This is a genomic window from Roseovarius carneus (assembly GCF_020141465.1).
Classification (GTDB): domain Bacteria; phylum Pseudomonadota; class Alphaproteobacteria; order Rhodobacterales; family Rhodobacteraceae; genus Roseovarius; species Roseovarius carneus.
Genome location: NZ_JAHSPD010000001.1, coordinates 2,419,012 through 2,440,121, shown reverse-complemented (window position 1 = coordinate 2,440,121; position 21,110 = coordinate 2,419,012). Strand labels below are relative to the sequence as shown.

Sequence of the window (21,110 nt, the reverse complement as noted above, 5' to 3'; positions counted from 1 at the left end):
ATTGCAATGACTTCGGTCAGCGCCCATGTATCTCAAGCGCTATGGCGCAAGGGTGGCCCGCCTTACAGGGCCCTTGGACACGGATATGGATAGTCTCTACATCGCGATTGGTTTGGTCGGCCTTCTGGCAGGGGGCGAGCTTTTGGTGCGTGGCTCGGTCGCTATGGCGTCGCGCGCAGGGCTTTCGCCCTTCGTGATCGGCCTTACCCTGGTGGGGTTCGGCACCTCCGCACCCGAACTTGCGGCGAGCCTCAGCGCCGCCCTTCGCGGAGCGCCCGACATCGCCCTTGGCAATGTGGTGGGCAGCAATATCGGCAACATCCTTCTCATACTTGGGCTTTCGGCGCTGATTGCGCCGATGATGCTGCCGCGCGGCAGCATGTTGCGCGATGGGGTGACGCTGGCGCTGGCGAGCCTTTTCTGCACAGCCCTCGTGCTCAGCGGCGGGGTGGGGCGTATTGCAGGCGTTTTTTGTGTGGCGGGTTTGATCCTCTATCTTATCCTTGCGCTGCGTCGCGGTGATGATGTGCAGGAGGAGATTACGCCAAAATCCGGGGCTCTTTGGACCTCGCTATTAGGGGTGCTTGCGGGTTTGGTGCTGATCATCGGCGGCGCGTATGCGCTTGTTATTGGGGCCACGGATCTTGCGCGGGCCGTGGGCCTGTCAGAAGCGGTGATTGGCCTGACCATTGTGGCCATAGGCACGTCGCTGCCCGAGCTTGCCACATCGCTTATTGCGGCGCGCAAAGGGCAGGGTGATATCGCGCTTGGCAATATTCTAGGGAGTGGGATCTTCAATATCCTCGGAATTTTGGGCATCACGGCGCTGGTGCTTCCGCTCGAAGTGCCGACACAGATCGCAGGCTTCGACATTTGGGTGATGCTGGGGGCGACGGCCCTTTTAGGGCTCTTTGCTCTGCGCGGGCGTCTGGGGCGTCCGGCGGGGGCGATGTTTTTTGCGCTCTACGTGCTCTATCTTGTTCTGTTGGTGGTCTGACACCTCAGGGTGCGGGTTGTAGCACTGTCACCCCGACCGATGCTGCGCGGGCAAGCTCGGGATCGAGGGACATGGGGATATACTCTCCCCGCCGCCAAAGCTGGGCCATATCATCGTAATGCCGGCTCAGGAAATGACCCGATTGCCCGGTGGAGGTGACAAACACGCTGCTGCCGGGATCGGCGAAGTCATAGACGCCTCGGTAAGCCGCGCCATGCACGTTCAGATAGGGCTTGGGGCCTGTCCCGATGGTACGCCCGCGCATGAGGGTGTTATCGCCGCCCGAGGTGCTCTGGCGGATGTTCACGAAATAGCGCAGTACCGGGACAGAGCCCAGAACCGGGTGATCATGGGTCGCCTCATGGGCATCGCCCCAGCGCAGCGATTCCAGCGCTGTGCCATACCGATCCGTGATCCACACCAGCGCATCATCAAGCGCCAGCCGCGAGATGTCGGTGCAGGTCTCCACCGGGCTTGATTGGCGCACATCGCACCACGCAGATGCCCCCTCCACATCCCGGTAGACCCGCTCGATAAAGATCGGGTCGTGATGGGTGAATTCGGGCGCGAGGGGCCCCAACTCGTCCTGTGCCAGACGCTGACCCAGCGCGCGCAGCCACGCGGCATAGATCAGTGGCTCGGGGCGGTGCTCGTTCATCTCGCCGTTCCAATCGGCCAGAAGGGTCAGCGCCTCTTGGCGCAGGCGCAGGGGCGTGCCCTCGGGCGCGCTCTCGCCAGTGAACCAAAGATCTGCCCCGATCAGCGGGAGAAGCGAGCGCGCGGTGAAGCTCACCGTATCAAGCTGCGCCTCGATAAAGCTGTCGCGGGTATGGACCTCGCGCGATTGCATCAGACGCTGCCAGCGGTTGATGCGTTGCGTGTCGCCCCAGACATAGCTCACATGCAGCGGGAAGGGCCGGTCCACCGTCTTGTTGTTGGTGTTGCCCAGAATACCGCCTTCGGGCGCTATGAACTCCGGGTTGGCCGAATAGGGGTAGCGCCCCTGCCAGCGGTTGTCCGAGATCCAGCCCCGGCTGGGCATCCGCCCCCCGCTTTCATGCGCGGCGGTGCGGCGGGGCATGGCGCCCACGAGCTTCATCGCGATCGTCTCACCATCCACCACAGTGAGGTTCTGTGCCGGTACCACGAACCGCTCGCCCGCCGCCAGAGCCTGCTCCACGGAGGTCGCGCGCATCAGGGCGATTGCGGCGCTAAGGGTGGTGTCGCGTGGGCTGAGCGCTGTCCACGCGAGCGAGGCCACATGGCCCGCCGGGGTGACGGCGGCCAGATCATATTGCGTGCCGGGCAGGACGGGGCCATTCTCGGTCCAGCGCAGGGTCATGGTGACGGGGTCCGCGCCCTCTATCTCAATGATGGAGCGGCGGGTCGTGAACGGCTTGTAGCCATTTTGCGCGCGGTATTCTTCGGGGTTGTCGGGGTTGAGCTGCTCGATAAACACGTCCTGATCATCGAGATTGGCCGAGGTGATGCCCCAACCCAGATTGTCGCTACGCCCGGCCAGAATGGCAGGCACGCCGGGGATCGTGGCCCCGATCACACCGCCTGTGGCCAGCTCCAGCCGCGCAAGATACCAGATCGCGGGGGCGGTGAAGCCCAGATGCGGATCATTGGCCAAAAGCGTGCCACCGGCGGCCGAACGCGATGGCGCTGCGGCCCAGACATTGGAGGCCCCCGAGAGGGCCGGGGGCTGTGCCGGCATCAGGGGGTGGCGCATCATCTCGGCTGTTTGGGTAAAGCGGGGCAGGGCGCCCGGCGCAAAGAAGCTCGCATATTCCGGCAGGGCCGCCACGCCAGTGCCGGGCGCATCGGGCAGAATATCGCGCAACCGCGCGTCATCGTCGAGCATCAGCGCCGTGCGCGCGCGCAACACCTCATGGGGCAGGTGCGCCGACAGTTGCACGGCCATCAACTTGATAATCGCGATGGAATCCGCAGGCCCCCAAGGCGAGATCGGCGCGTTGAAAAGAAACATCTCCGGTGCGCCACGGCCCAGAGCGTCCTCGTTGATCTGGGCAAAGCGCGCGTTCACCCCGGCGGCATAGGCCTCAAGGGCGGCTTTGGTGGCCGCGTCCTGCGCCTCGACCGAGGAGCGCGCGGCTGTGTAGATATCAAAGCGCCGCATCAGCCGATCAATGGGGAGGGTCCGGGGGCCGAACACCTCTGAGAGCCGCCCCTGCGCCGTGCGCCGCAACACGGTCATTTGCCACAGGCGGTCCTGCGCATGGGCAAAACCGAGACCGAAAAACACGTCCTGTTCGGCCTGCCCGAAGATATGCGGTACGTTGGCATTGTCGCGCACGATCTCCACGGGGGCTGTGAGACCGCGCACCTCAACCGTTGCGTCATAGTCGGGAAGGGAGCGTGACAGCAGAAAATAAAGGCTGAGCACCGCCAGCAGCCCAAGCGCGATCAACGCCCCCGCGATCCGCATCAACCATGTGTAGATCTGCGCCATCGAGCCTCCGCGCTGTGCCGCGGTTCGCGGCGCGTCTAACCTTGCTCGGGGATAATCAGAAAAGGTGCGGGAGACAATGGGGGCTCTTTGGGAGAGCGTGGATGTGCCATAGGGCAGGCACCGCTTGGAGCGCGGTCAGGATTTGGGTATTTTGGCCAAGAAAAAGTCGGGGCTATTGGAATGCAAAAAGGCCCCCCGCGCGTGGGAGGCCCCTTGGGTGTTGGTCAGGTGCAACGCTCAGCCCGCGAGCGCCTTGTTCAGGTTCTCGTCCACCTTCTCCAGAAAGCCCATCGTGGTCAGCCAGCCTTGATCGGGGCCGACCAAAAGCGCCAGATCCTTGGTCATGGAGCCCGCCTCGACCGTGTCCACCACGACCTTCTCCAGCGTCTCGGCAAAGTTCAGCAATGCCGCGTTATCGTCCAGCTTGGCGCGGTGCTTCAGCCCGCCTGTCCATGCATAGATCGACGCGATGGAGTTGGTCGAGGTCTCCTCGCCTTTCTGGTGCTGGCGGTAGTGCCGCGTGACGGTGCCGTGAGCCGCTTCTGCCTCGACGGTTTGCCCATCAGGCGTCATCAGAACAGAGGTCATGAGGCCAAGCGAGCCGAACCCTTGGGCCACAGTGTCGGACTGCACATCGCCATCATAGTTCTTACAGGCCCAGACATAGCCGCCGTTCCACTTCATCGCGCAGGCGACCATATCGTCGATCAGACGGTGCTCATAGGTGATGCCCGCCTCTTTGAATTTGTCTTGAAATTCAGTCTCGTAAATATGCTGGAACAGCTCAAGAAACCGGCCATCATATTGTTTGAGAATCGTGTTCTTGGTGGAGAGGTATACCGGCCAGCCCTTGTTGAGACCGTAATTCATCGATGCGCGAGCGAAATCAATGATGGATTTGTCGAGGTTATACATCGCCATCACAACGCCCGAATCCGGTGCGTCAAACACTTCATGCTCGATCTCGGTGCCATCCTCGCCGACGAATTTGATCGTCAGCTTGCCCGCGCCGGGGAATTTGAAATCCGTTGCGCGGTATTGATCGCCGAACGCGTGGCGGCCCACGACGATGGGCTTGGTCCAACCCGGCACAAGGCGCGGCACGTTGGAACAGATGATTGGCTGGCGGAAAATCACGCCGCCAAGAATGTTGCGGATGGTGCCATTGGGGCTACGCCACATCTTCTTGAGGCCAAATTCCTCGACGCGTGCCTCATCCGGGGTGATGGTCGCGCATTTCACGCCAACGCCGTATTTCTTGATCGCATGGGCGCTGTCGATGGTGATCTGATCATCCGTGTCGTCACGCGCCTGAATGCCCAGATCGTAATATTTCAGATCAACATCGAGATAGGGCAGGATGAGCTTTTTCTTGATGAAATCCCAGATGATGCGGGTCATTTCATCGCCGTCGAGTTCGACAACCGGGTTTGCTACCTTGATTTTGCTCATCGCGTGGGCCTTTCGTTATGGCTGAACAGGGGGTCTGGCGCGTCTTTAGCGCATTTTATGGGGTATGGGAAGGAGTGTATGCGAGTGTATACATAATTCACCACCTTAAACCTGACACGCCTTACTGCGCTTCTTGGGTCGCGATATCGTCAATCACACGCACCCATAGGGCAGTGTCCTGACTGCCCGGCACGGCGTGTTGCCCGGCCACGATGAAGGTGGGGACGGAACTCACGCCCATCTCGCGGACCTGAGTGTCGCGCGCGATGATCTCGGCGCGGTCTGCATCGCTTTCCAGAAGCTTCAAAACAACGGCGGCGTCCATGCCTGCGGTGTCGGCGATATCGGCCAGAACCTCATGCGCGCCAATATCGCGGCCCTCCTCAAAGTAAGCCCGGAAGAGCGCCATGACGACCGCCTCCTGATGATGCTCGATCCCGGCCCAGTGGATCAGGCGGTGCGCATCAAGCGTGTTGGGCGTGCGCTTCATCGCCTCAAAGTCGATCTTCAGCCCGGCGGCCTCGGCCCGCTCCACCACGGGCGCATAGGCTTGCACGGCACCCGCCTTGCCGCCAAACTTGCCCTCAAGATAGGCGCGCCGATCCATCCCGCCCTCGGGCATGTCGGGATTGAGCTGAAAGGGATGCCACCTGATCTCAAACGGGTGATCTGGCCGCTCCAGCAGGGCGGCGTCGAGCAGGGTCTTGCCGATATAGCACCACGGGCAGATCGGGTCGGAGATGATATCAAGTTTGACCATGCAGGGCCTCATAAATGGGCCGCAGGGCGCGGCGTTGCAATTTTCCGTTCGGGTTGAGCGGCAGAGTCGCCACGTGATGATAGGCGCGGGGCCGCTTGTAGCCTGCCAGCCGCGCTTGTGCAAAGGCCTCCAGCGTGGCGGTCTTGAGCGGGGCGGGGGCGGTGTAGAAGGCCATGATGACGCGCGCATCCTCGGCCACCTCGATATCTGTCACGGCGATCTGATCGAGGCCGGGTATGGCGCTGAGCGCCACCTCCACCTCAAGCGGTGAGACACGGTAGCCGCCCGCATTCATCATATCGTCATCGCGGCCCAGATAGGTAATGAGCCCGCTGGCATCCATCGCGCCCAGATCGCCGGTGAGGAACCAATCGCCAGAAAACCGCGCCTGCGTCTCCGCCTCGGCCCCCAGATAGCCGAGCATCAAGCCGGGATCGGAGCGGTGAAGCGCGATGGTACCGGGCGTACCCGGCGGTTGCTCTGCGCCATCCTTGCGGATCGCCACGCGGCGGCCCTTTTGCGGGCGGCCAAGGGCCGTGGGCGGGCAGGGGCTGGTGGGGCTGGACGAGATGAAGGTGGAGGCCTCCGACATGCCATAGGCCTCGTAGACCTGTGTGCAAGTGGCCTCGGCCCACCGCTGGCTGAGTGTCTCCGAGAGCTTTTCACCCGCGCTCAGACCGTGGCGCAGGCTTGGCAAATTGAGCATGGTGCGCGCGTTCAAAAGCTTGCGGTAGACGCCCGGTGCGGCGGCAAAGAGCGTGGCGTCATGCTGCCGCAGAAGCTCCGGAAGCGCCTCAAGCGGGGTGCCGTCGGCAGGGATCAGGGCAGTTGCCCCCACGCTCCACGGGTCCATCAGCCCGGTGCCGAGCGTATAGGTCCAGTTGAACGCGCCCGCATGCAAAAGGCGATCCTCCGCGCGCAGCCCGTACCAACCCTCATGCATCATCCGCCGCGCCCAGATGGCGCGATGCGCATGAACCACAGCACGGGCGCGCCCCGATGTGCCGGAGGTGAAGACGATATAGCCGGGCCGCTCAGGGTCGCCCATATGGTAGGGCGTGGGCGGCAAGGCGCGCCAGCCGCGCAGCGTGCCAAGCTCGGCCCGCCGGACCGATTTGGGGGCAGGCAGATCCGGGTCTTGCAAGGCGAGCGCCGGGGCGATCTGATCGGTCACGGTGGCCAGCTCCGGCACCGTGAGCTGCGAGGATGTGGGCACGGGCACCATTCCGGCGGCAATTGCCCCGAGATAAGCGATGGGAAAATCCACGCTATTGCCCAACCGCAAGAGCACCCTGTCTCCGGGCAGAAGCCCTGCGCCCAAAAGCCCGCTCGCCGTGCCCCGGACCGCGGCTTCAAGCGCGCCGTAGGTCCAGCTTTCGGCCTCGTCCGCGCCGATGATCGCCATGGCCAGCTTGTCAGGCTGCACACCGGCATGGGCCAGCACATAGGCGGCCATGTTGAACGGGGTGGGACAGGGATCAGGCTGCATGGGGAAAAGGGGTAGGGTGGCCCGCGCGCTTATGCAAGCGGCCCATGGCTCCGCCAAGTGCCGATGGCGCTTTTCGGGGGCACCGCAGAGGCGAGGAGTTGCACGGGCGGCAACAGCGGGCCTATATGAGAGCCATGAGCGATGACACCGAGAACAACAGCGCAGAGCCAAGCGAAAAAGTGAACGGCAACCTGATCCAGATCGCCCGCGAGAGCGGCGCGGAGGAGGCGGGTGAGCCGCTCAACCTCGGCCGCCGTGTGCGCGAACTCCGCAAGGCGCGCGGTTGGACGCTTGAGCAGGCTGCCGGGCAGGCGGGGCTTGCGCGCTCGACCCTCAGCAAGATTGAGAACGGGCAGATGTCGCCTACCTATGAGGCGCTGAAAAAGCTGGCCGTGGGGCTGGAGATTTCCGTGCCACAGCTTTTCACACCGCCGCAGCGCGACCAGATTAATGGCCGTATGGACGTGACCCGCGCGGCCAAAGGCACGCCATATGCAACGGCCACCTATGAGCACACATTGCTGGCGGGAAGCCTGCGCCAAAAGCGGATGATGCCCTATACCGCGCGCATCCGGGCGCGTAGCGTCGAGGAGTTTGACGGCTGGGTTCGCCATGACGGGGAAGAAGTGCTCTATGTGCTGACCGGGGTGATCCGGCTTTACACGGAATTCTACGAGCCCGTTGAAATGCGGCGCGGGGATAGCGCCTATTACGACGCCGCAATGGGCCATAACGTGATCAGCCTGAGCGCCGAGGATGCGACGATCCTCTGGGTCACATCCGTCAATTAGGACATGTCGCGGTTAACCGCATTCGGGTATTCCCCGGACTGGGCGCCGCAGCGTTTGCAAAGCATAATGCGGTCGCCGAGTCTGATGAACTTAATTGAACGTGACATGCTCTCTAAGACCAACAACCCCGCGCAAAACCTTGCGCGAGGCAATAAATCACACCCAATTCCGAGCGTTAAAGGCCTAGAACCAGCTTTGAACGCCGCGCGCAGCGCCTGAGATATCGCGTCCCGCGCCTTCGATTGTCGCACACCCGGCCAGAATGGCCAACATGCCCATCACCATGAGTTTTTTCATTGCTCTTGCCTTATCTGCTCTCAAACTGCTCATTTCGCTGAGTTTTCTCAGTCTTGTTTGGCCATCCACCAGACTTCGGGCAAAAATCCTATGCCGTCGCCGTAGATTGGCAGCCTGTCTTTTGGATACTGCAAGGCGGCTTGATGGGCAATACGGCCCACGGAATATTGTTGGATTGGAATGACATAGCGGCCTGAAATCAACACCCGGTCCAGCGCACGGGTGGCATTGATGAACTCCTCGCGCGTTGTGGCCGACAGCATCGCGGCGATCATCGCTTCGGCGGCGGGGCTGTTCATGCCCATGAGGTTACGGCTGCCGGGCTGGTCCACGCCGTCGGCACCCCAGTAGAAATATTGCTCGTTCCCGGGGCTGAGCGAGAGCGCGCGGCGCATGAAGGTCAGATCGAAATCGTAATTCGCCTCGCGCACGGCAAACTGCGCCTTGTCCGTGATCTCGATCTCGAGGGTGATGCCGAGCCTCTCCAGCGCGCGGGCATAGATATCCATCATGGCGCCCGCTTGCTGGATCAGACCGTCCTGCTTCAAGAGGACGGTCAAGGTCATCGGTGCGCCATTTTCATTGCGCAAAACACCCTCTTGCACGGTCCAGCCCGCCTCCTTGAGAAGGGTCACCGCCGCGCGAATATTGGCCCGGTTGCGCTTGGTCCCGTCAGAGACGGGCAGGGCATACCCTTCAAGCGTGCCGGGCAGAAGGCTGTCTGCGAAGGGCTCCAGAAGCGCGCGGACGGGTGCCGGCGCAGGTCCCGGCTCCATCCCCAGCACGGAGTTCGAGAAATAGGACGTGATGCGCGGCTGCCGCCCGCCCGTCAGCGCGTCATTGATGAACTCAAAGTTGAACGCATGGATGAGCGCCTCACGCACCCGCCAATCCGACAGCGCTGCGTTGCGGGTGTTCATCACAAATCCGGTGATCCCCGTCGGCTTTTCATGCGGGATTTCGCTGAGGATGATCTCGCCGCGCGCCACGCCCGGAAAATTGCCAAGTTCGGCCCAGCGCTCCGCGTTGAACTCACGGATATAGCTGACCTCGCCCGCCTTGAACGCCTCCTTCAGCACGGAATCGTCGCCGTAGAACTCAATGCGGATCTCATCAAAATTGGCGGTGCCACGGCGCAGGGGCAGATCATTGCCCCAATAGTCCGGATTGCGGCGGAGCACGACATTGCGGTCGATTTCATAGCTCTCGACCACATAAGGCCCGCTGGCGATAGGGATATCCTCCAGCACGCCGTCCTCAAACACTTTCCCCTCCCATTGCGCCTTCTTCAGGATCGGCCTCAGCCCCGCAAGAAGGGGTAGGTCGCGCTCGGGGGCGGAAAAATCCAACCGCACACTGCGCGGGCCGGTTTGGGTGATCGCGGCGGTCTTGCCGTGAAAGTTGCGGTAACGCAGATGTCCGCGTGTGCCCAAGGTCTCAAAAGACCAGATGACATCCTCTACCGTAACCGGGCTGCCATCGGAAAATCGCGCCTCCTCGCGCAGGGTAAATTCCACCCATGAGCGGTCGTCGGGCACCTCAACCGTTTCGGCGAGCAGGCCGTACAGCGTGAAGGGCTCGTCCCAAGAGCGGCCCATCAGAGATTCGGTGCCCAAGAATCGCAGCTGCCATGGCGGCGTGCCTTTCACCGCGAAAGGGTTCAACGAATCGAATCCCCCCACATTGCCGGTGACAATAGTGCCGCCGCGCGGCGCATCGGGGTTGGCATAGGGCAGTGCTTCAAACCCCTCGGGCAGGGCGGGCGCGCCATACATTGCGATGCCGTGCTGTGGCTCGGCCATGGCGGCGGTGACCACGCCGGAGGCCAGAAAAACAACGCCAAAAGCGGCCCGACGCGCAAATCCTGCTGAGAAATTAACTGGTCTCATTCCGGCAACAATCCCTATTCTGACTTATTTCTATGACCCTGAGCGTAAGGCTGGATTCACACCTTATCAAACTTTTAGCTTGGATGGCGGCGCGAGATTGCCTATAAAGGTCTCACTGCTCGATAGGTTTCTTGCCTGTATGAAACCTGCCTCAATAACTTAACGCCAGCTTCGTGCTGGCGTTTTTTTTTGGCCTGGTTTTTGGGCGTGGTGATGCAGCCCCATAGCCGAAGACGCGCCATCCTCCCATGCCAAATCCACCCGACCTTCATCGCATGGTCCTCATGTCCACACACCCCTGGCCCCCTGTCATTCGGCGGCGCGGCATTATATGCTGCATGTGCAACATAGATAAGGTGGCCGCAACATGGATCTCGCAACACCCCTCAAGGGCAAGACCGCAATCATCACCGGCAGCAACTCGGGCATAGGTCTGGGCGTGGCCCGCACCTTGGCCGAGGCGGGTGCCGATGTGGTGCTGAACTCCTTCACAGATAACGCAGATGATCACGCGCTGGCCGCCGCCATCGGCAAGGAGTTCGGCGTGACCGCGCGCTATATCAAGGCGGATATGTCCAAGCCTGATGAGTGCCGCGCCCTGATCGTCCAGGCTGGGGCCTGTGATATCTTGGTAAACAACGCAGGCATCCAACACGTCGCCCCGATGGAGGAGTTTCCGACGGAAAAATGGGACGCGATCATCGCCATCAACCTCAGCTCTGCGTTTCACACCACCGCTGCCGCCCTTCCCATGATGCGCGCGGCGGGCTGGGGCCGCATCGTCAATATCGCCTCGGCACATGGTCTGACGGCAAGCCCCTATAAATCGGCCTATGTGGCCGCCAAGCACGGCATTGTCGGCATGACGAAAGTGGCCGCCTTGGAAACCGCGAAAGAGCCGATTACAGCCAACGCGATCTGCCCGGGCTATGTGCTCACCCCGCTGGTAGAGAGCCAGATCCCCGACACGGCCAAGAAATATGGCCTGAGCGAGGAAGAGGCGAAGCAACAGATCATCCTTGAGCGCCAGCCCTCCAAGGAATTCGCCACCACGGAGCAGATCGGCGGCACCGCTGTCTTCCTCTGCTCGCCCGCTGCGGATCAGATCACAGGCACCACGATCAGCATTGATGGCGGCTGGACAGCACTCTGAGCTTCTTCTTGCCTTAAATATCCCCGCCGGAGGCGTCCCGGCCACGCCACAAATGAAAGCCCCGATATGACAGTCAAACGGATCAACCTCGCCCTTCAGGGTGGCGGTGCGCATGGGGCCTTCACCTGGGGTGTGCTCGACCGCCTGCTGGAAGAAGAGAGCATCGAGATCGCTGCCATCTCCGGCACCTCGGCGGGCGCGCTCAACGGGGCCGCCTACAAGGCGGGCTGGATTGAGGATGGCCGCGCGGGGGCCAAGGCGCGGCTCGACTGGCTTTGGGCGCAGATGGGGGCTGTGGATGATCTGCGCATGCCCGCATGGATGCTGGGCGCACAGCCTGCCGCCGAAGCGCTGAGCGCCGCAATAGCGCTCACACCGCCCGCCTTGATGGCAGATGCGGCGGCGCGCATGGTCTCGCCCTACGCATATGGGCCGTTCTATGCCAATCCGTTGCGCCGTGTGGTCGATGGCTTCGCTTATGACAAGGTCTGCGATGATCATGCGCCCTTCCTGAGCGTGTCTGCCACGAACGTCCATACCGGCAAGATCCGCATATTCGAGCGCGGCGAGATTGGCGCCGACGCGCTTTTGGCCTCCGCCTGTCTGCCGACCCTTTTTCAGGCGGTCGAGATTGACGGCGCGCATTACTGGGACGGCGGCTATACGGGCAACCCTGCGCTTTTCCCGCTCTTTCGGGATGACCTGCCCGCCGATATTGTGGTGGTGAACATCAACCCGCTGGAGCGCGCCGAGGTGCCGCGCAGCGCGCAGGATATCCAGAACCGCATCAATGAGATCAGCTTCAATTCCTCGCTTCTGCGAGAGCTGCGCGCGATTGAATTCGTGCAACGTCTTTTGGCCAAGGGCCGCGTGCCTGAGGGGGCAATGAAGCGGCTTTTCGTGCATATGATTTCAGATGATGATCTGATGCGCGAATTGTCAGTGGCTACGAAGCTCGCGCCCAATCCCTATCTTCTTGCGCGCCTGAAAGAGGCGGGGCGCGCCGCCGCCCAAGGGTTTATTGACGCGCATCTGCAGGACATCGGTGCGCGCTCCAGCACCGATCTTGAGGCGATGTTCAGCTAATACGTTTCACGAACCGCACGCGACATACGAATGTTGGGTGCGGTTCGCCTCAAGGTGAGTGTCTCAAGTTCAGGCCGAAACGCTGCAACGCTCCTCAAGCTGAGGCTTTGTCCTCGACGACCACTTTGCCATCGCCATTGGGGTAGACAAGCCCCGCCGAGATCACCAGCTTCGCCGCATCCTCAACGCTCATATCGAGCACCTGCACATCCTCTTGCGGGAAGAAGAGCAAGAACCCAGAGGTCGGGTTTGGCGTGGTCGGTACGAAGACCGACATCAACTCACCCGAGGCCGTGGTTTTGCGCGCCACCTCGCCCTTGGCCGTGGTGGAGATAAAGCCGATGGCCCAGATGCCCTTGCGTGGATACTCGATCAGGCACGCAGTCTCGAAGCTGCGCTCGGACTGCGCAAAGACCGTCTCTGCGATTTGTTTCACGCCCGAATAGATCGAGCGCACCACCGGCATCCGCTGCACCAGCGATTCTGCAAACCGGATCAGCGAACGCCCGATGAGGCCCTTCGCAATCCAGCCAACAATGATCGTAAAAACCAAAAAGACGATCACGCCAATGCCGCGCAGGTCGATCCCGATATAGCGCTCTGGGCTGAGCCGATAGGGGATGAGCGGCAGCACCACGCTGTCCACCCATCCTATGAGCGTCCACAAAAGCCAGATCGTCAGGCCGACGGGCGCGATAACCACCAGGCCCGTCAGGAAATTGGCCCGCATGCGCCCAAAGATGCCTGGGCGGCGCGGGGGAGGGGGAGGATCGTCGAAAGGTGTGTTCATGATTGAGCCGACAAGGAGTGATATGCTTATGTATGCGCAAAGCAACGCGGCGGCAACGGGGCCAGTGAGGGCGCGCGTTCAAAGTGACGTGTAACGCTGAAAAATCGGGCATGCGACGCCATTTTCAAACCGCACCATGCCCTCTTGCGCCCGGTGCCGGGCCGCGTTAAACGGGCGCCACTAGAAATCCGCAGGTATGGGCGGGCTCGTGTGGGGGAGACATCCCCACCGGTCCACCGGTTGAGGCATACGCCTCTCTCCCCGTACCGAGGCGAAAACCGGAAAAGGAATAAAAGCATGGCTCTTCCCGAGTTCACCATGCGTCAGCTGCTCGAAGCTGGCGTGCACTTTGGCCACCAAACGCAACGCTGGAACCCCCGCATGGGCGAGTTCATCTATGGCGCGCGCAATGGCATCCACATCATGGACCTCACTCAGACGGTTCCGATGCTCGACGCAGCCCTCAACGTGGTGCGCGAAACCGTGGCCAAGAACGGCCGTATCCTGTTTGTGGGCACCAAGCGTCAGGCGGCAACGCCCGTGGCCGAAGCCGCTGAGAAATGCGCACAATATTACATGAACCACCGCTGGCTTGGTGGCACGCTGACCAACTGGCAGACTGTGTCCAAGTCCATTCAACGCCTTAAAATGATTGAAGAAGCGCTGGAAGGTGGGGCCGAGGGCCTGACCAAGAAAGAGCGTCTCGGCATGGAGCGCGACATGGGTAAGCTTGAGGCCTCATTGGGTGGTATCCGCGAAATGGGCGGCGTGCCGGACCTGATCTTTGTGATCGACGTGCGCAAAGAGGCGCTGGCCGTGGCCGAAGCCAACAAGCTGGGCATTCCGGTTGTGGCGATTGTTGACACCAACTGCTCGCCCGACGGGATCGACTATATCATCCCCGGCAATGACGATGCGGCGCGGGCGATTGCGCTTTATTGTGATCTGGTGAGCCGTGCGGCCCTTGACGGGATGAGTGCGCAGCTTGGTGCTGCTGGCGTGGATGTGGGCGCGATGGAAGAGGCCCCTGCGGAAGAAGTAATGGCCGAGGCACCTGCTGCGCCCGCAGCCGAGCCTGCTGTAGAAGCCGCCGCCGAGGGTGACGCACCCGCAAGCTGAGATCTGGTGATCTGAGCTTTGAGACAACGGGGGCAGGGTAACCTGCCTCCGAACCCCTTTTTTGAGACATTGAAGGAGAGCCGAGATGGCGATCACCGCTGCAATGGTTAAAGAACTGCGCGACAGCACAGGCGCAGGCATGATGGACGCGAAAAAAGCGCTGACCGAAAATAATGGCGACATGGAAGCCGCCGTTGACTGGCTGCGCACCAAGGGCCTTGCCAAGGCCGCCAAAAAATCGGGCCGCACCGCCGCTGAGGGCCTTGTGGCCGTCAAAGTGGCCGGGGGCCGGGGCATCGCGGTCGAGATCAACTCCGAGACAGATTTCGTCGCCAAGAACGCCGATTTCCAAGCCATGGTCGCAGGTATCGCGGATGTGGCCGTGTCTGCGGCTGACGTAGAGGCGCTGAAAGCCGCCGACATGGGTGGCAAGACGGTTGAAGAGACCGTGACCGCCAAAGTGGCCACGATCGGTGAAAACATGTCGGTGCGCCGCATGGAGGCCGTCGAGGGCACGACTGTGGTGTCTTACGTGCACAACGCCGCTGCGGATGGCATGGGCAAAATCGGCGTGATTGTCGCGCTGACGGGTGACGAGGCCTTTGGCCGCCAGGTTGCCATGCATATCGCGGCCACGAACCCTGCCGCACTCAATGAAGCCTCGCTTGATGCGTCGGTCGTTGAGAAGGAAAAGCAGGTCCAGATGGATATCGCGCGCGAAAGCGGCAAGCCTGAAGCTGTGATCGAGAAGATGATCGTGGGCCGGATGAAGAAATTCATCGCCGAATCCACGTTGATGGGTCAGGCGTTCGTGATGAACCCGGACCTGACCGTGGAAGCGGCTGCCAAAGAGGCGGGCGTGGAGATCACGGGTTTCGTGCGTCTTGAAGTGGGCGAAGGCATCGAAGTGGAGAAGGAAGACTTCGCCGCTGAGGTGGCTAAAGTCGGCCAGAGCTGATCTCTTTGGCGCGGTTGGGAGGGGCCAGCCCCTCCCGCCGAAACCCTCACCGGGTTTCAGCGTCCTCCCCGGGATATTTCGGGCAAGAAGATGATCACGATCTTGACGATGATCAGGGTCTTATGGCGTGCGGCGTTCCATTAAATTCACTGGACAGGGCGAACACGGTATACTTGGAAAACCCTGCCGTTCCCGGTTTGATGAACCCTTGAAGCCTGTTAAACGCGATACGCTTTAAAGCGCGGTTTTAGCGCATGGCCGACGGTGTCTTTATATGAGCGTGCCGCCCATGTGCGTGTTGGGGTGCGAAATGCCACACTGGCGCGCGATCAGGTTGCATATGTGGATGTTCTGCACCGAGACCAGTCTAGGCTGGTTTATCAGCCTTGCGCGGCAAGCTGGCCATTGAGCGCCTCGATCGCCAGCGGATAGCCCGCAGCGCCGAAGCCGCAAATGATTCCGGTGGCCACTGGCGCGATATAGCTGCGATGGCGAAACTCCTCGCGGGCATGGATGTTCGAGAGGTGAAGCTCAACCACTGGCAGCGCCACGGAGCTGATCGCATCCATCAGAGCCACGGAGGTGTGCGTATAAGCCCCTGCGTTGAGGATAATGCCGCTATGGACACCGCGCGCGGCATGGATGGCATCGACCAGCGCGCCTTCGCTATTGTTTTGTTCGAATGTGATCTGCAGACCTAGGTCCTTTGCCTTGGCATGGCACATCGCCTCGATATCTTTGAGCGTGGTGTGGCCGTAAACCTCAGGCTGTCTTGTGCCCAGAAGGTTCAGGTTGGGGCCGTTCAATATAAGAAATGATATCATGACGCAGCTCCCTTTTGCGTGTTTTAGCGCCATTCAGTCGGCTCTGTCGAGATGGGTCGGGGATTTTTGCGCTTATTCTGCCGCAGGTCGGAGCGAGGCCATAAGGTGGTGAAACTTCTCGCCCTGCACGGCCACATGGGCGCGCAGCGCGTCTGCGGCTGCGGTGGGGCGGCCTGCTTCGAGCGCTGCGAGGATCGCCTCATGCTCGGCCATGGATTGCGCCATGCGCCCACGCAGGCGCAATTGCAGCCGTCGGAAGGGGCGCAGGCGCTTGAAGAGGCGCAGCGTCTCGGCCTCCAGAAAGCTGTTGCCGGATTGGGCGTAGATCATCCGGTGAAACGTCTCGTTGCTGGTGTAATAGGCATCGGTGTCTTGCGCGTCGATGGCGGCTTGGCAGGCGATATTGGCCGCGTGCAGCTTTGACAGGGCCGCGTCCGAGATGCGCAGGGCGGCAAGACGCCCGGCGGCGGCCTCAAGCTCGGCCATGACCTCGAACATTTCCATCAATTCCACCGGACCTGGCTGGTGCACAAACACGCCACGATGGGGGATATGTTCGACAAGCCCGGTGCGCGCCAGCTTTTGAAGGGCCTCGCGAATGGGGGTGCGCGATACGCCAAAACGCTCGGCCAAGCTATGCTCGTCGAGCCTGTCTCCCTGAGCCGCGCCACCACTGAGGATCATCTCTTCAAGGGCGGCGGCGATACTGTCTGCGCGGCGGGTGTCCATGGCTTTGTATATATGGGTATTCCATTCGGATGCAACAAAAACAGGATTGTATACAAAATGATTGACTCTCGAAACAGCGTGGCTACCCTTACGGCACAAGCGGCTCGGAGGGGCCGTGCTTAATCTGGGAGGATGATTATGAAACATACGCTCAAGGCGGCTGTCGCCGCGACGGCGCTCTTTGCTCTTGCAGGGGCTGCCAGCGCCACGGAACTGCGCCTGTCACATCAATGGTCCAACAAGGACATCCGCCATCAGGTCGCACAGATGGTGGCCGATGAGGTCGCCGCGGCTGATGTGGATCTCGACATCAAGATCTTCGGGTCCAAGTCGCTTTTCAAGCCGCGCGAACAGTATAAGCCTCTGAGCCGGGGCCAGCTTGACATGACCGTCTTCCCGCTCAGTTATGCGGGCGGTCAGCAGCCTGCGTTCAACCTCACGCTGATGCCGGGCCTTGTGAAGAACCATGATCACGCCGCACGCCTCAACAACAGCGAGTTTATGGCCGCCTTGGAAGAAAAGATGGCCGATGATGACGTGATGGTGCTCGTGCACGGCTATCTTGCAGGCGGGTTTGTCGGCAAGGACAAGTGCATCACCAAGCCCAGCGATGTGGAGGGTCTTCAGACCCGTGCGGCAGGCAAAGCGTTTGAACAGATGCTGGCCGGGGCAGGGGCGTCCATCGCCTCGATGGCAAGCTCAGAGATTTACAATGCGATGCAAACTGGCGTTCTGAATGCCGCCAACACATCGTCTTCGTCCTTCGTGAGCTTTCGGGTTTATGAGCAGGTGGCCTGCTACACCCCAGCTGCCGATGTGGCGCTGTGGTTCATGTATCAGCCTCTCTTGATGAACAAATCCAAGTTCGAGAGCCTGACCGATGAGCAGCAAGCCGCCCTGATGGCCGCGGCCGAGAAGGCCGAGGCGTTCTATCTTGAAGAAGCCAAGAAGCAGGATGCGGCCTCGGTCGAAGTGTTCCAGAACGCGGGGGTGGAAATTGCCACGATGAGCCAGGAAGATTTCGATGCCTGGCGCGCGATTGCGCAAGAGACGTCCTATGCGTCTTTTGTGGCGGACGTGCCTGATGGGCAGGCGCTTCTCGATATGGCGCTGTCGGTCGACTAAATCATCCCAAGGGGTGCGGCGCGTTGGTGCCGCACCCCTTTTTCCATTTCTCCTGACAGGAGGCCGCCATGGCAGGCCAGCTGACAACCCGTATCGCCAAAACTGGCGATAACCCATTCCTGCGTCTCGTCGCCGCCATCTCGACCCTCGCGGGATGTGTCTCGGCGGGCATGATCGTGGCGGCCGTCGCCATCACATGCCAGATGATCTACGTGCGGTTCGTGCTCAACGGCTCCACCATCTGGCAGACCGAGGCGGTCGTCTATCTGATGATCGCGGCCACGCTGATCGGCCTGCCTTATGTGCAGCGCCTGCGGGGTCATGTGAATGTGGACCTGATCCCCTTGGTCTTTGGTCCGCGCGGACGCTTTGCGCTGGCTTGCGTGACGCTGAGCGTGTCGATCACGATTGTGTCGGTGATGCTCTATTACGGGTTTGAATACTGGCTTTTCGCCTATGAGCGGGGCTGGCGGTCGGACACGGTGTGGGGGGTGCGCTTGTGGATTCCCTATCTCGCCATGCCCGTGGGTTTTGGCCTTTTCCTGTTGCAACTCATCGCGGATTTCGTCGCGATGATCCTGAAAATCGAGACGCCCTTCGGGCTGGAGGACAGCTGAGATGGACCCTCTCATTCTGGGCGCTTTGGTCGCCATCGCAACCATTCTGGTGCTCTTTTCCGGCGTGTCGGTGGCCCTTGGCCTGCTGATCGTCTCTGCCGGGTTCCTCATTATCTTCGACGGGATGCGCAGCCTTGAGCTGATGCCCGAAATCCTCTTTGGCAAGCTTGATAACTTCGCGCTGTTGTCCATTCCGATGTTCATCATCATGGGGGCCTCGATTGCCTCCACAAGGGCAGGGGCGGACCTCTATGAGGCGCTGGAACGGTGGCTCACCCGTGTGCCGGGGGGGCTTGTGATCTCCAACCTCGGGGCCTGTGCGCTCTTCGCGGCCATGTCCGGCTCCAGCCCCGCCACCTGTGCGGCCATCGGTAAGATGGGCATCCCCGAGATGCGCAAGCGCGGGTATCCGGACGGTGTCGCCGCAGGCTCCATCGCGGCGGGCGGCACGCTGGGTATCCTCATCCCACCGTCCGTCACGATGATCGTCTACGGCATCGCGACCGAAACCTCGATTGGCAGGCTCTTTCTGGCAGGCGTCATACCGGGCGCGATGCTGGTGGCGCTATTTATGGCATGGTCGCTCTATTCCACATGGAAGTCGGGCAACATGGCGCTGCTCACTCCGCGCATCTATAGCTGGAAGCAGAAATTCGAGATCCTGCCCCGCGTTCTGCCCTTCATCGCCATCATCATCGGCGTGCTTTACGCGATGTATGGTGGGGTCGCCACACCGTCCGAGACGGCCGCCGTGGGCGCGCTCATGTGTCTTTTGATCGCGATGATCATCTACCGCCTCTGGAACCCCAAGGACCTCTGGGTCGTGCTGCGCGATTCCACCAAGGAATCGGTGATGATCCTTTTCATCATCGGGGCGGCGGGGGTGTTTTCCTACATGCTCTCCAGCCTTTTCATCACACAATCCATTGCCGAATGGATAGGCACGCTGGAGGTCAATCGCTGGGTCCTGATGGGGGTGATCAACGTTTTCTTGCTGGTCGCGGGTTTCTTCCTACCTCCCGTGGCGGTGATCCTTATGGCCGCCCCCATCTTGCTACCAATCATCACGGTGGCGGGGTTCGATCCAATCTGGTTCGCGGTGATCCTCACGATCAACATGGAAATCGGCCTGATCAGCCCGCCAGTGGGGCTCAACCTCTATGTCATCAACGGCATCGCGCCCGATATCTCGCTCAAGACAATCCTCATGGGGTCGCTGCCTTTCGTGGCGTGCATGGTGATCGCGATTGTCCTCTTGTGCTTTTTCCCGGGCCTTGCCACATGGCTGCCTGATCTGGTGATGGGGCCCGGGGTGTGAGCATGCTGGCCGATCTCCTCTCGACGGTGTTCGAGCGGCGCTATTCGGCGCAGACGCCCGATTGGGACGGCGCGCCGATGGAGGAGATGTGCGACGCGCTGGTCAGCGCCTCGGGCGAGGTGTCCGGCCGGCATCTGGCAGAGCAGATCCTGGGGCGTTTTGCGGCGCTCGATGATGCAGGCAAGCTGGGGTTCTTCACCCATCTCGCAGGTGCCATGGGGATCGATCCGGCCGCTGTGCGCCGCACGCTCGATGCGTACGAGGCCACGCCCGGCAAGGAGAGCTACCGCGCCTTCACCCGCGCCGCCGAGCCGCTGCGCCAGGAGCTGATCCGCCGTCTCAATCAGGTGCCCGGTGCCACGGCGGCACTGGTGGCCATGCGCGCGGATCTCTTGCGGCTGGGGCGGGGCGTGCCAGAGCTTGAGGCGCTGGACCTTGATTTCCGGCATCTCTTTGCCTCGTGGTTCAATCGCGGTTTTCTGGTGCTGCGGCCGATAAACTGGCGCAGCCCCGCGCATCTGCTGGAGAAGATCATCGCCTATGAGGCGGTCCACGAGATCGAAAGCTGGCGCGATCTGCGCCGCCGGGTGGAGCCTGCGGACCGCCGCTGTTTTGCGTTCTTTCATCCCGCCATGCCGGATGAGCCGCTGATTTTTGTCGAGGTTGCGCTCACGCGCGGCATCCCCGGCGCGATTGCGCCGCTTCTGGCCGAGGCGCGCGCGCCGCTGGAGCGTGGGGCTGCGGACACCGCGGTGTTCTACTCCATCTCCAATTGTCAGGCCGGGCTGGCCAGCATTTCGTTTGGCAATTCGCTGATCAAACAGGTGGCCGCTGATCTCGCCGCCGAGATGCCGGGTCTGAAGACCTTTGTAACCCTCTCACCCATCCCGGGCCTGTGCAAATGGCAGATGGGGCAGGGGATCGAAACCGCGCCCACGGGGGCCCTTGCGGCGCATTACCTGCTCAACGCCAAACGGCCTCAGGGTGATCCCGTGGACCCCGTCGCGCGCTTTCATCTCGGCAATGGCGCGCGGATACATGGCTTGCATGAGGGGGCTGATATGTCCGACAAGGGCCGCGCGCAATCCGGCGGGGTCATGGTGAATTACCTCTACGACCTGCGCACGCTGGCCCAAACCCACGAGGCCTTCGCCAGCAGTTATGAGATCGCCGCCACGTCCGAGATACGCACGATGGCGGCGGCGGGGCAGAAAACACTTACGCAGGGAGGCTGAGACAA

The 21,110-nt window shown here is 61.5% G+C and carries 19 protein-coding genes; 10 read left to right on the top strand and 9 right to left on the bottom strand.

Features of this window, described 5'->3' with window-relative positions; translation table 11 throughout:
- Window positions 1-85: 85 nt before the first annotated feature.
- A complete protein-coding gene (locus tag KUD11_RS12135; RefSeq protein WP_109387859.1) occupies window positions 86-997 on the top strand; it encodes a calcium/sodium antiporter in 912 nt (303 codons plus the stop codon).
- A 4-nt stretch (window positions 998-1,001) separates the two neighbouring features.
- Here the strand turns inward: KUD11_RS12135 and KUD11_RS12130 are convergent, their stop codons facing one another.
- From KUD11_RS12130 to KUD11_RS12115, 4 genes are all read right to left on the bottom strand, one after another.
- Window positions 1,002-3,473: a penicillin acylase family protein gene (locus KUD11_RS12130; protein WP_109384434.1), complete on the bottom strand. Its 2,472-nt coding sequence runs from the start codon at window positions 3,471-3,473 to the stop codon at window positions 1,002-1,004.
- A gap of 237 nt (window positions 3,474-3,710) precedes the next feature.
- On the bottom strand, window positions 3,711-4,925 hold the full coding sequence (locus KUD11_RS12125) for an NADP-dependent isocitrate dehydrogenase (protein ID WP_109384435.1): 1,215 nt from the start codon (window positions 4,923-4,925) through the stop codon (window positions 3,711-3,713).
- 121 nt (window positions 4,926-5,046) lie between these two features.
- A complete protein-coding gene (locus KUD11_RS12120) occupies window positions 5,047-5,685 on the bottom strand; it encodes a DsbA family oxidoreductase (protein ID WP_109384436.1) in 639 nt (212 codons plus the stop codon).
- Complete coding sequence (locus tag KUD11_RS12115) at window positions 5,672-7,174, bottom strand: class I adenylate-forming enzyme family protein (protein ID WP_109384437.1); 1,503 nt, start codon at window positions 7,172-7,174, stop codon at window positions 5,672-5,674. The genes KUD11_RS12120 and KUD11_RS12115 overlap by 14 nt, the downstream gene beginning before the upstream one ends.
- Before the next feature lie 134 nt (window positions 7,175-7,308).
- Here KUD11_RS12115 and KUD11_RS12110 point away from each other — a divergent pair, with 134 nt between their 5' ends.
- Window positions 7,309-7,965, top strand: coding sequence for a helix-turn-helix domain-containing protein (locus KUD11_RS12110; protein ID WP_109384438.1), 657 nt, complete (start codon window positions 7,309-7,311; stop codon window positions 7,963-7,965).
- Between the two features lie 183 nt (window positions 7,966-8,148).
- On the opposite strand, the gene KUD11_RS12105 is transcribed toward KUD11_RS12110, so the two are convergent.
- Together KUD11_RS12105 and KUD11_RS12100 are read right to left on the bottom strand one after the other, a co-directional pair.
- Window positions 8,149-8,262: an entericidin EcnA/B family protein gene (locus tag KUD11_RS12105; RefSeq protein ID WP_109384439.1), complete on the bottom strand. Its 114-nt coding sequence runs from the start codon at window positions 8,260-8,262 to the stop codon at window positions 8,149-8,151.
- Between the two features lie 47 nt (window positions 8,263-8,309).
- Window positions 8,310-10,151 carry an extracellular solute-binding protein gene (locus KUD11_RS12100; RefSeq protein WP_109384440.1) on the bottom strand — a complete coding sequence of 614 codons (1,842 nt, stop codon included), beginning with the start codon at window positions 10,149-10,151 and terminating at the stop codon, window positions 8,310-8,312.
- A 367-nt stretch (window positions 10,152-10,518) separates the two neighbouring features.
- Between KUD11_RS12100 and KUD11_RS12095 the strand changes: the two genes are divergently transcribed.
- On the top strand, window positions 10,519-11,304 hold the full coding sequence (locus tag KUD11_RS12095; RefSeq protein WP_109384441.1) for a 3-hydroxybutyrate dehydrogenase: 786 nt from the start codon (window positions 10,519-10,521) through the stop codon (window positions 11,302-11,304).
- Window positions 11,305-11,370: 66 nt separating this feature from the next.
- Complete coding sequence (locus KUD11_RS12090; RefSeq protein ID WP_109384442.1) at window positions 11,371-12,390, top strand: patatin-like phospholipase family protein; 1,020 nt, start codon at window positions 11,371-11,373, stop codon at window positions 12,388-12,390.
- Between the two features lie 94 nt (window positions 12,391-12,484).
- Here KUD11_RS12090 and KUD11_RS12085 read toward each other — a convergent pair whose 3' ends face one another.
- Window positions 12,485-13,180, bottom strand: a complete 696-nt coding sequence (locus KUD11_RS12085) for a DUF502 domain-containing protein (protein WP_109384443.1) — start codon at window positions 13,178-13,180, stop codon at window positions 12,485-12,487.
- Between the two features lie 297 nt (window positions 13,181-13,477).
- On the opposite strand from KUD11_RS12085, the gene rpsB reads away from it, so the two are divergent.
- Window positions 13,478-14,299 (top strand): 30S ribosomal protein S2, encoded by an 822-nt coding sequence (gene rpsB, locus KUD11_RS12080; RefSeq protein ID WP_109384444.1) that lies wholly within the window; start codon window positions 13,478-13,480, stop codon window positions 14,297-14,299.
- Window positions 14,300-14,384: 85 nt separating this feature from the next.
- Window positions 14,385-15,257 (top strand): translation elongation factor Ts, encoded by an 873-nt coding sequence (gene tsf / locus KUD11_RS12075; RefSeq protein ID WP_109384445.1) that lies wholly within the window; start codon window positions 14,385-14,387, stop codon window positions 15,255-15,257.
- 380 nt (window positions 15,258-15,637) lie between these two features.
- Here tsf and aroQ read toward each other — a convergent pair whose 3' ends face one another.
- Both aroQ and KUD11_RS12065 read right to left on the bottom strand, forming a co-directional pair.
- Complete coding sequence (aroQ, locus tag KUD11_RS12070) at window positions 15,638-16,081, bottom strand: type II 3-dehydroquinate dehydratase (protein WP_109387861.1); 444 nt, start codon at window positions 16,079-16,081, stop codon at window positions 15,638-15,640.
- Between the two features lie 72 nt (window positions 16,082-16,153).
- Window positions 16,154-16,810 carry a GntR family transcriptional regulator gene (locus tag KUD11_RS12065; RefSeq protein WP_109384446.1) on the bottom strand — a complete coding sequence of 219 codons (657 nt, stop codon included), beginning with the start codon at window positions 16,808-16,810 and terminating at the stop codon, window positions 16,154-16,156.
- A gap of 138 nt (window positions 16,811-16,948) precedes the next feature.
- On the opposite strand from KUD11_RS12065, the gene dctP reads away from it, so the two are divergent.
- The 4 genes from dctP (at window position 16,949) to KUD11_RS12045 (ending at window position 21,105) form a co-directional block, all read left to right on the top strand.
- Window positions 16,949-17,935, top strand: coding sequence for a TRAP transporter substrate-binding protein DctP (gene dctP / locus KUD11_RS12060; protein WP_109384447.1), 987 nt, complete (start codon window positions 16,949-16,951; stop codon window positions 17,933-17,935).
- A gap of 68 nt (window positions 17,936-18,003) precedes the next feature.
- Window positions 18,004-18,552: a TRAP transporter small permease subunit gene (locus tag KUD11_RS12055; protein ID WP_109384448.1), complete on the top strand. Its 549-nt coding sequence runs from the start codon at window positions 18,004-18,006 to the stop codon at window positions 18,550-18,552.
- 1 nt (window position 18,553) lies between these two features.
- Window positions 18,554-19,870, top strand: coding sequence for a TRAP transporter large permease (locus KUD11_RS12050; protein ID WP_109384449.1), 1,317 nt, complete (start codon window positions 18,554-18,556; stop codon window positions 19,868-19,870).
- Entirely contained in the window at window positions 19,867-21,105 is a 1,239-nt protein-coding gene (locus KUD11_RS12045) for a malonyl-CoA decarboxylase (protein ID WP_109384450.1), read from the top strand. The genes KUD11_RS12050 and KUD11_RS12045 overlap by 4 nt, the downstream gene beginning before the upstream one ends.
- Window positions 21,106-21,110: the final 5 nt, after the last annotated feature.

Coding starts and splice junctions, on each gene's coding strand:
- KUD11_RS12135 (WP_109387859.1), top strand. CDS start 86: ATGGATAGTCTCTACATCGCGATTGGTTTGGTCGGCCTTCTGGCAGGG.
- KUD11_RS12130 (WP_109384434.1), bottom strand. CDS start 3,473: ATGGCGCAGATCTACACATGGTTGATGCGGATCGCGGGGGCGTTGATC.
- KUD11_RS12125 (WP_109384435.1), bottom strand. CDS start 4,925: ATGAGCAAAATCAAGGTAGCAAACCCGGTTGTCGAACTCGACGGCGAT.
- KUD11_RS12120 (WP_109384436.1), bottom strand. CDS start 5,685: ATGGTCAAACTTGATATCATCTCCGACCCGATCTGCCCGTGGTGCTAT.
- KUD11_RS12115 (WP_109384437.1), bottom strand. CDS start 7,174: ATGCAGCCTGATCCCTGTCCCACCCCGTTCAACATGGCCGCCTATGTG.
- KUD11_RS12110 (WP_109384438.1), top strand. CDS start 7,309: ATGAGCGATGACACCGAGAACAACAGCGCAGAGCCAAGCGAAAAAGTG.
- KUD11_RS12105 (WP_109384439.1), bottom strand. CDS start 8,262: ATGAAAAAACTCATGGTGATGGGCATGTTGGCCATTCTGGCCGGGTGT.
- KUD11_RS12100 (WP_109384440.1), bottom strand. CDS start 10,151: ATGAGACCAGTTAATTTCTCAGCAGGATTTGCGCGTCGGGCCGCTTTT.
- KUD11_RS12095 (WP_109384441.1), top strand. CDS start 10,519: ATGGATCTCGCAACACCCCTCAAGGGCAAGACCGCAATCATCACCGGC.
- KUD11_RS12090 (WP_109384442.1), top strand. CDS start 11,371: ATGACAGTCAAACGGATCAACCTCGCCCTTCAGGGTGGCGGTGCGCAT.
- KUD11_RS12085 (WP_109384443.1), bottom strand. CDS start 13,180: ATGAACACACCTTTCGACGATCCTCCCCCTCCCCCGCGCCGCCCAGGC.
- rpsB (WP_109384444.1), top strand. CDS start 13,478: ATGGCTCTTCCCGAGTTCACCATGCGTCAGCTGCTCGAAGCTGGCGTG.
- tsf (WP_109384445.1), top strand. CDS start 14,385: ATGGCGATCACCGCTGCAATGGTTAAAGAACTGCGCGACAGCACAGGC.
- aroQ (WP_109387861.1), bottom strand. CDS start 16,081: ATGATATCATTTCTTATATTGAACGGCCCCAACCTGAACCTTCTGGGC.
- KUD11_RS12065 (WP_109384446.1), bottom strand. CDS start 16,810: ATGGACACCCGCCGCGCAGACAGTATCGCCGCCGCCCTTGAAGAGATG.
- dctP (WP_109384447.1), top strand. CDS start 16,949: ATGAAACATACGCTCAAGGCGGCTGTCGCCGCGACGGCGCTCTTTGCT.
- KUD11_RS12055 (WP_109384448.1), top strand. CDS start 18,004: ATGGCAGGCCAGCTGACAACCCGTATCGCCAAAACTGGCGATAACCCA.
- KUD11_RS12050 (WP_109384449.1), top strand. CDS start 18,554: ATGGACCCTCTCATTCTGGGCGCTTTGGTCGCCATCGCAACCATTCTG.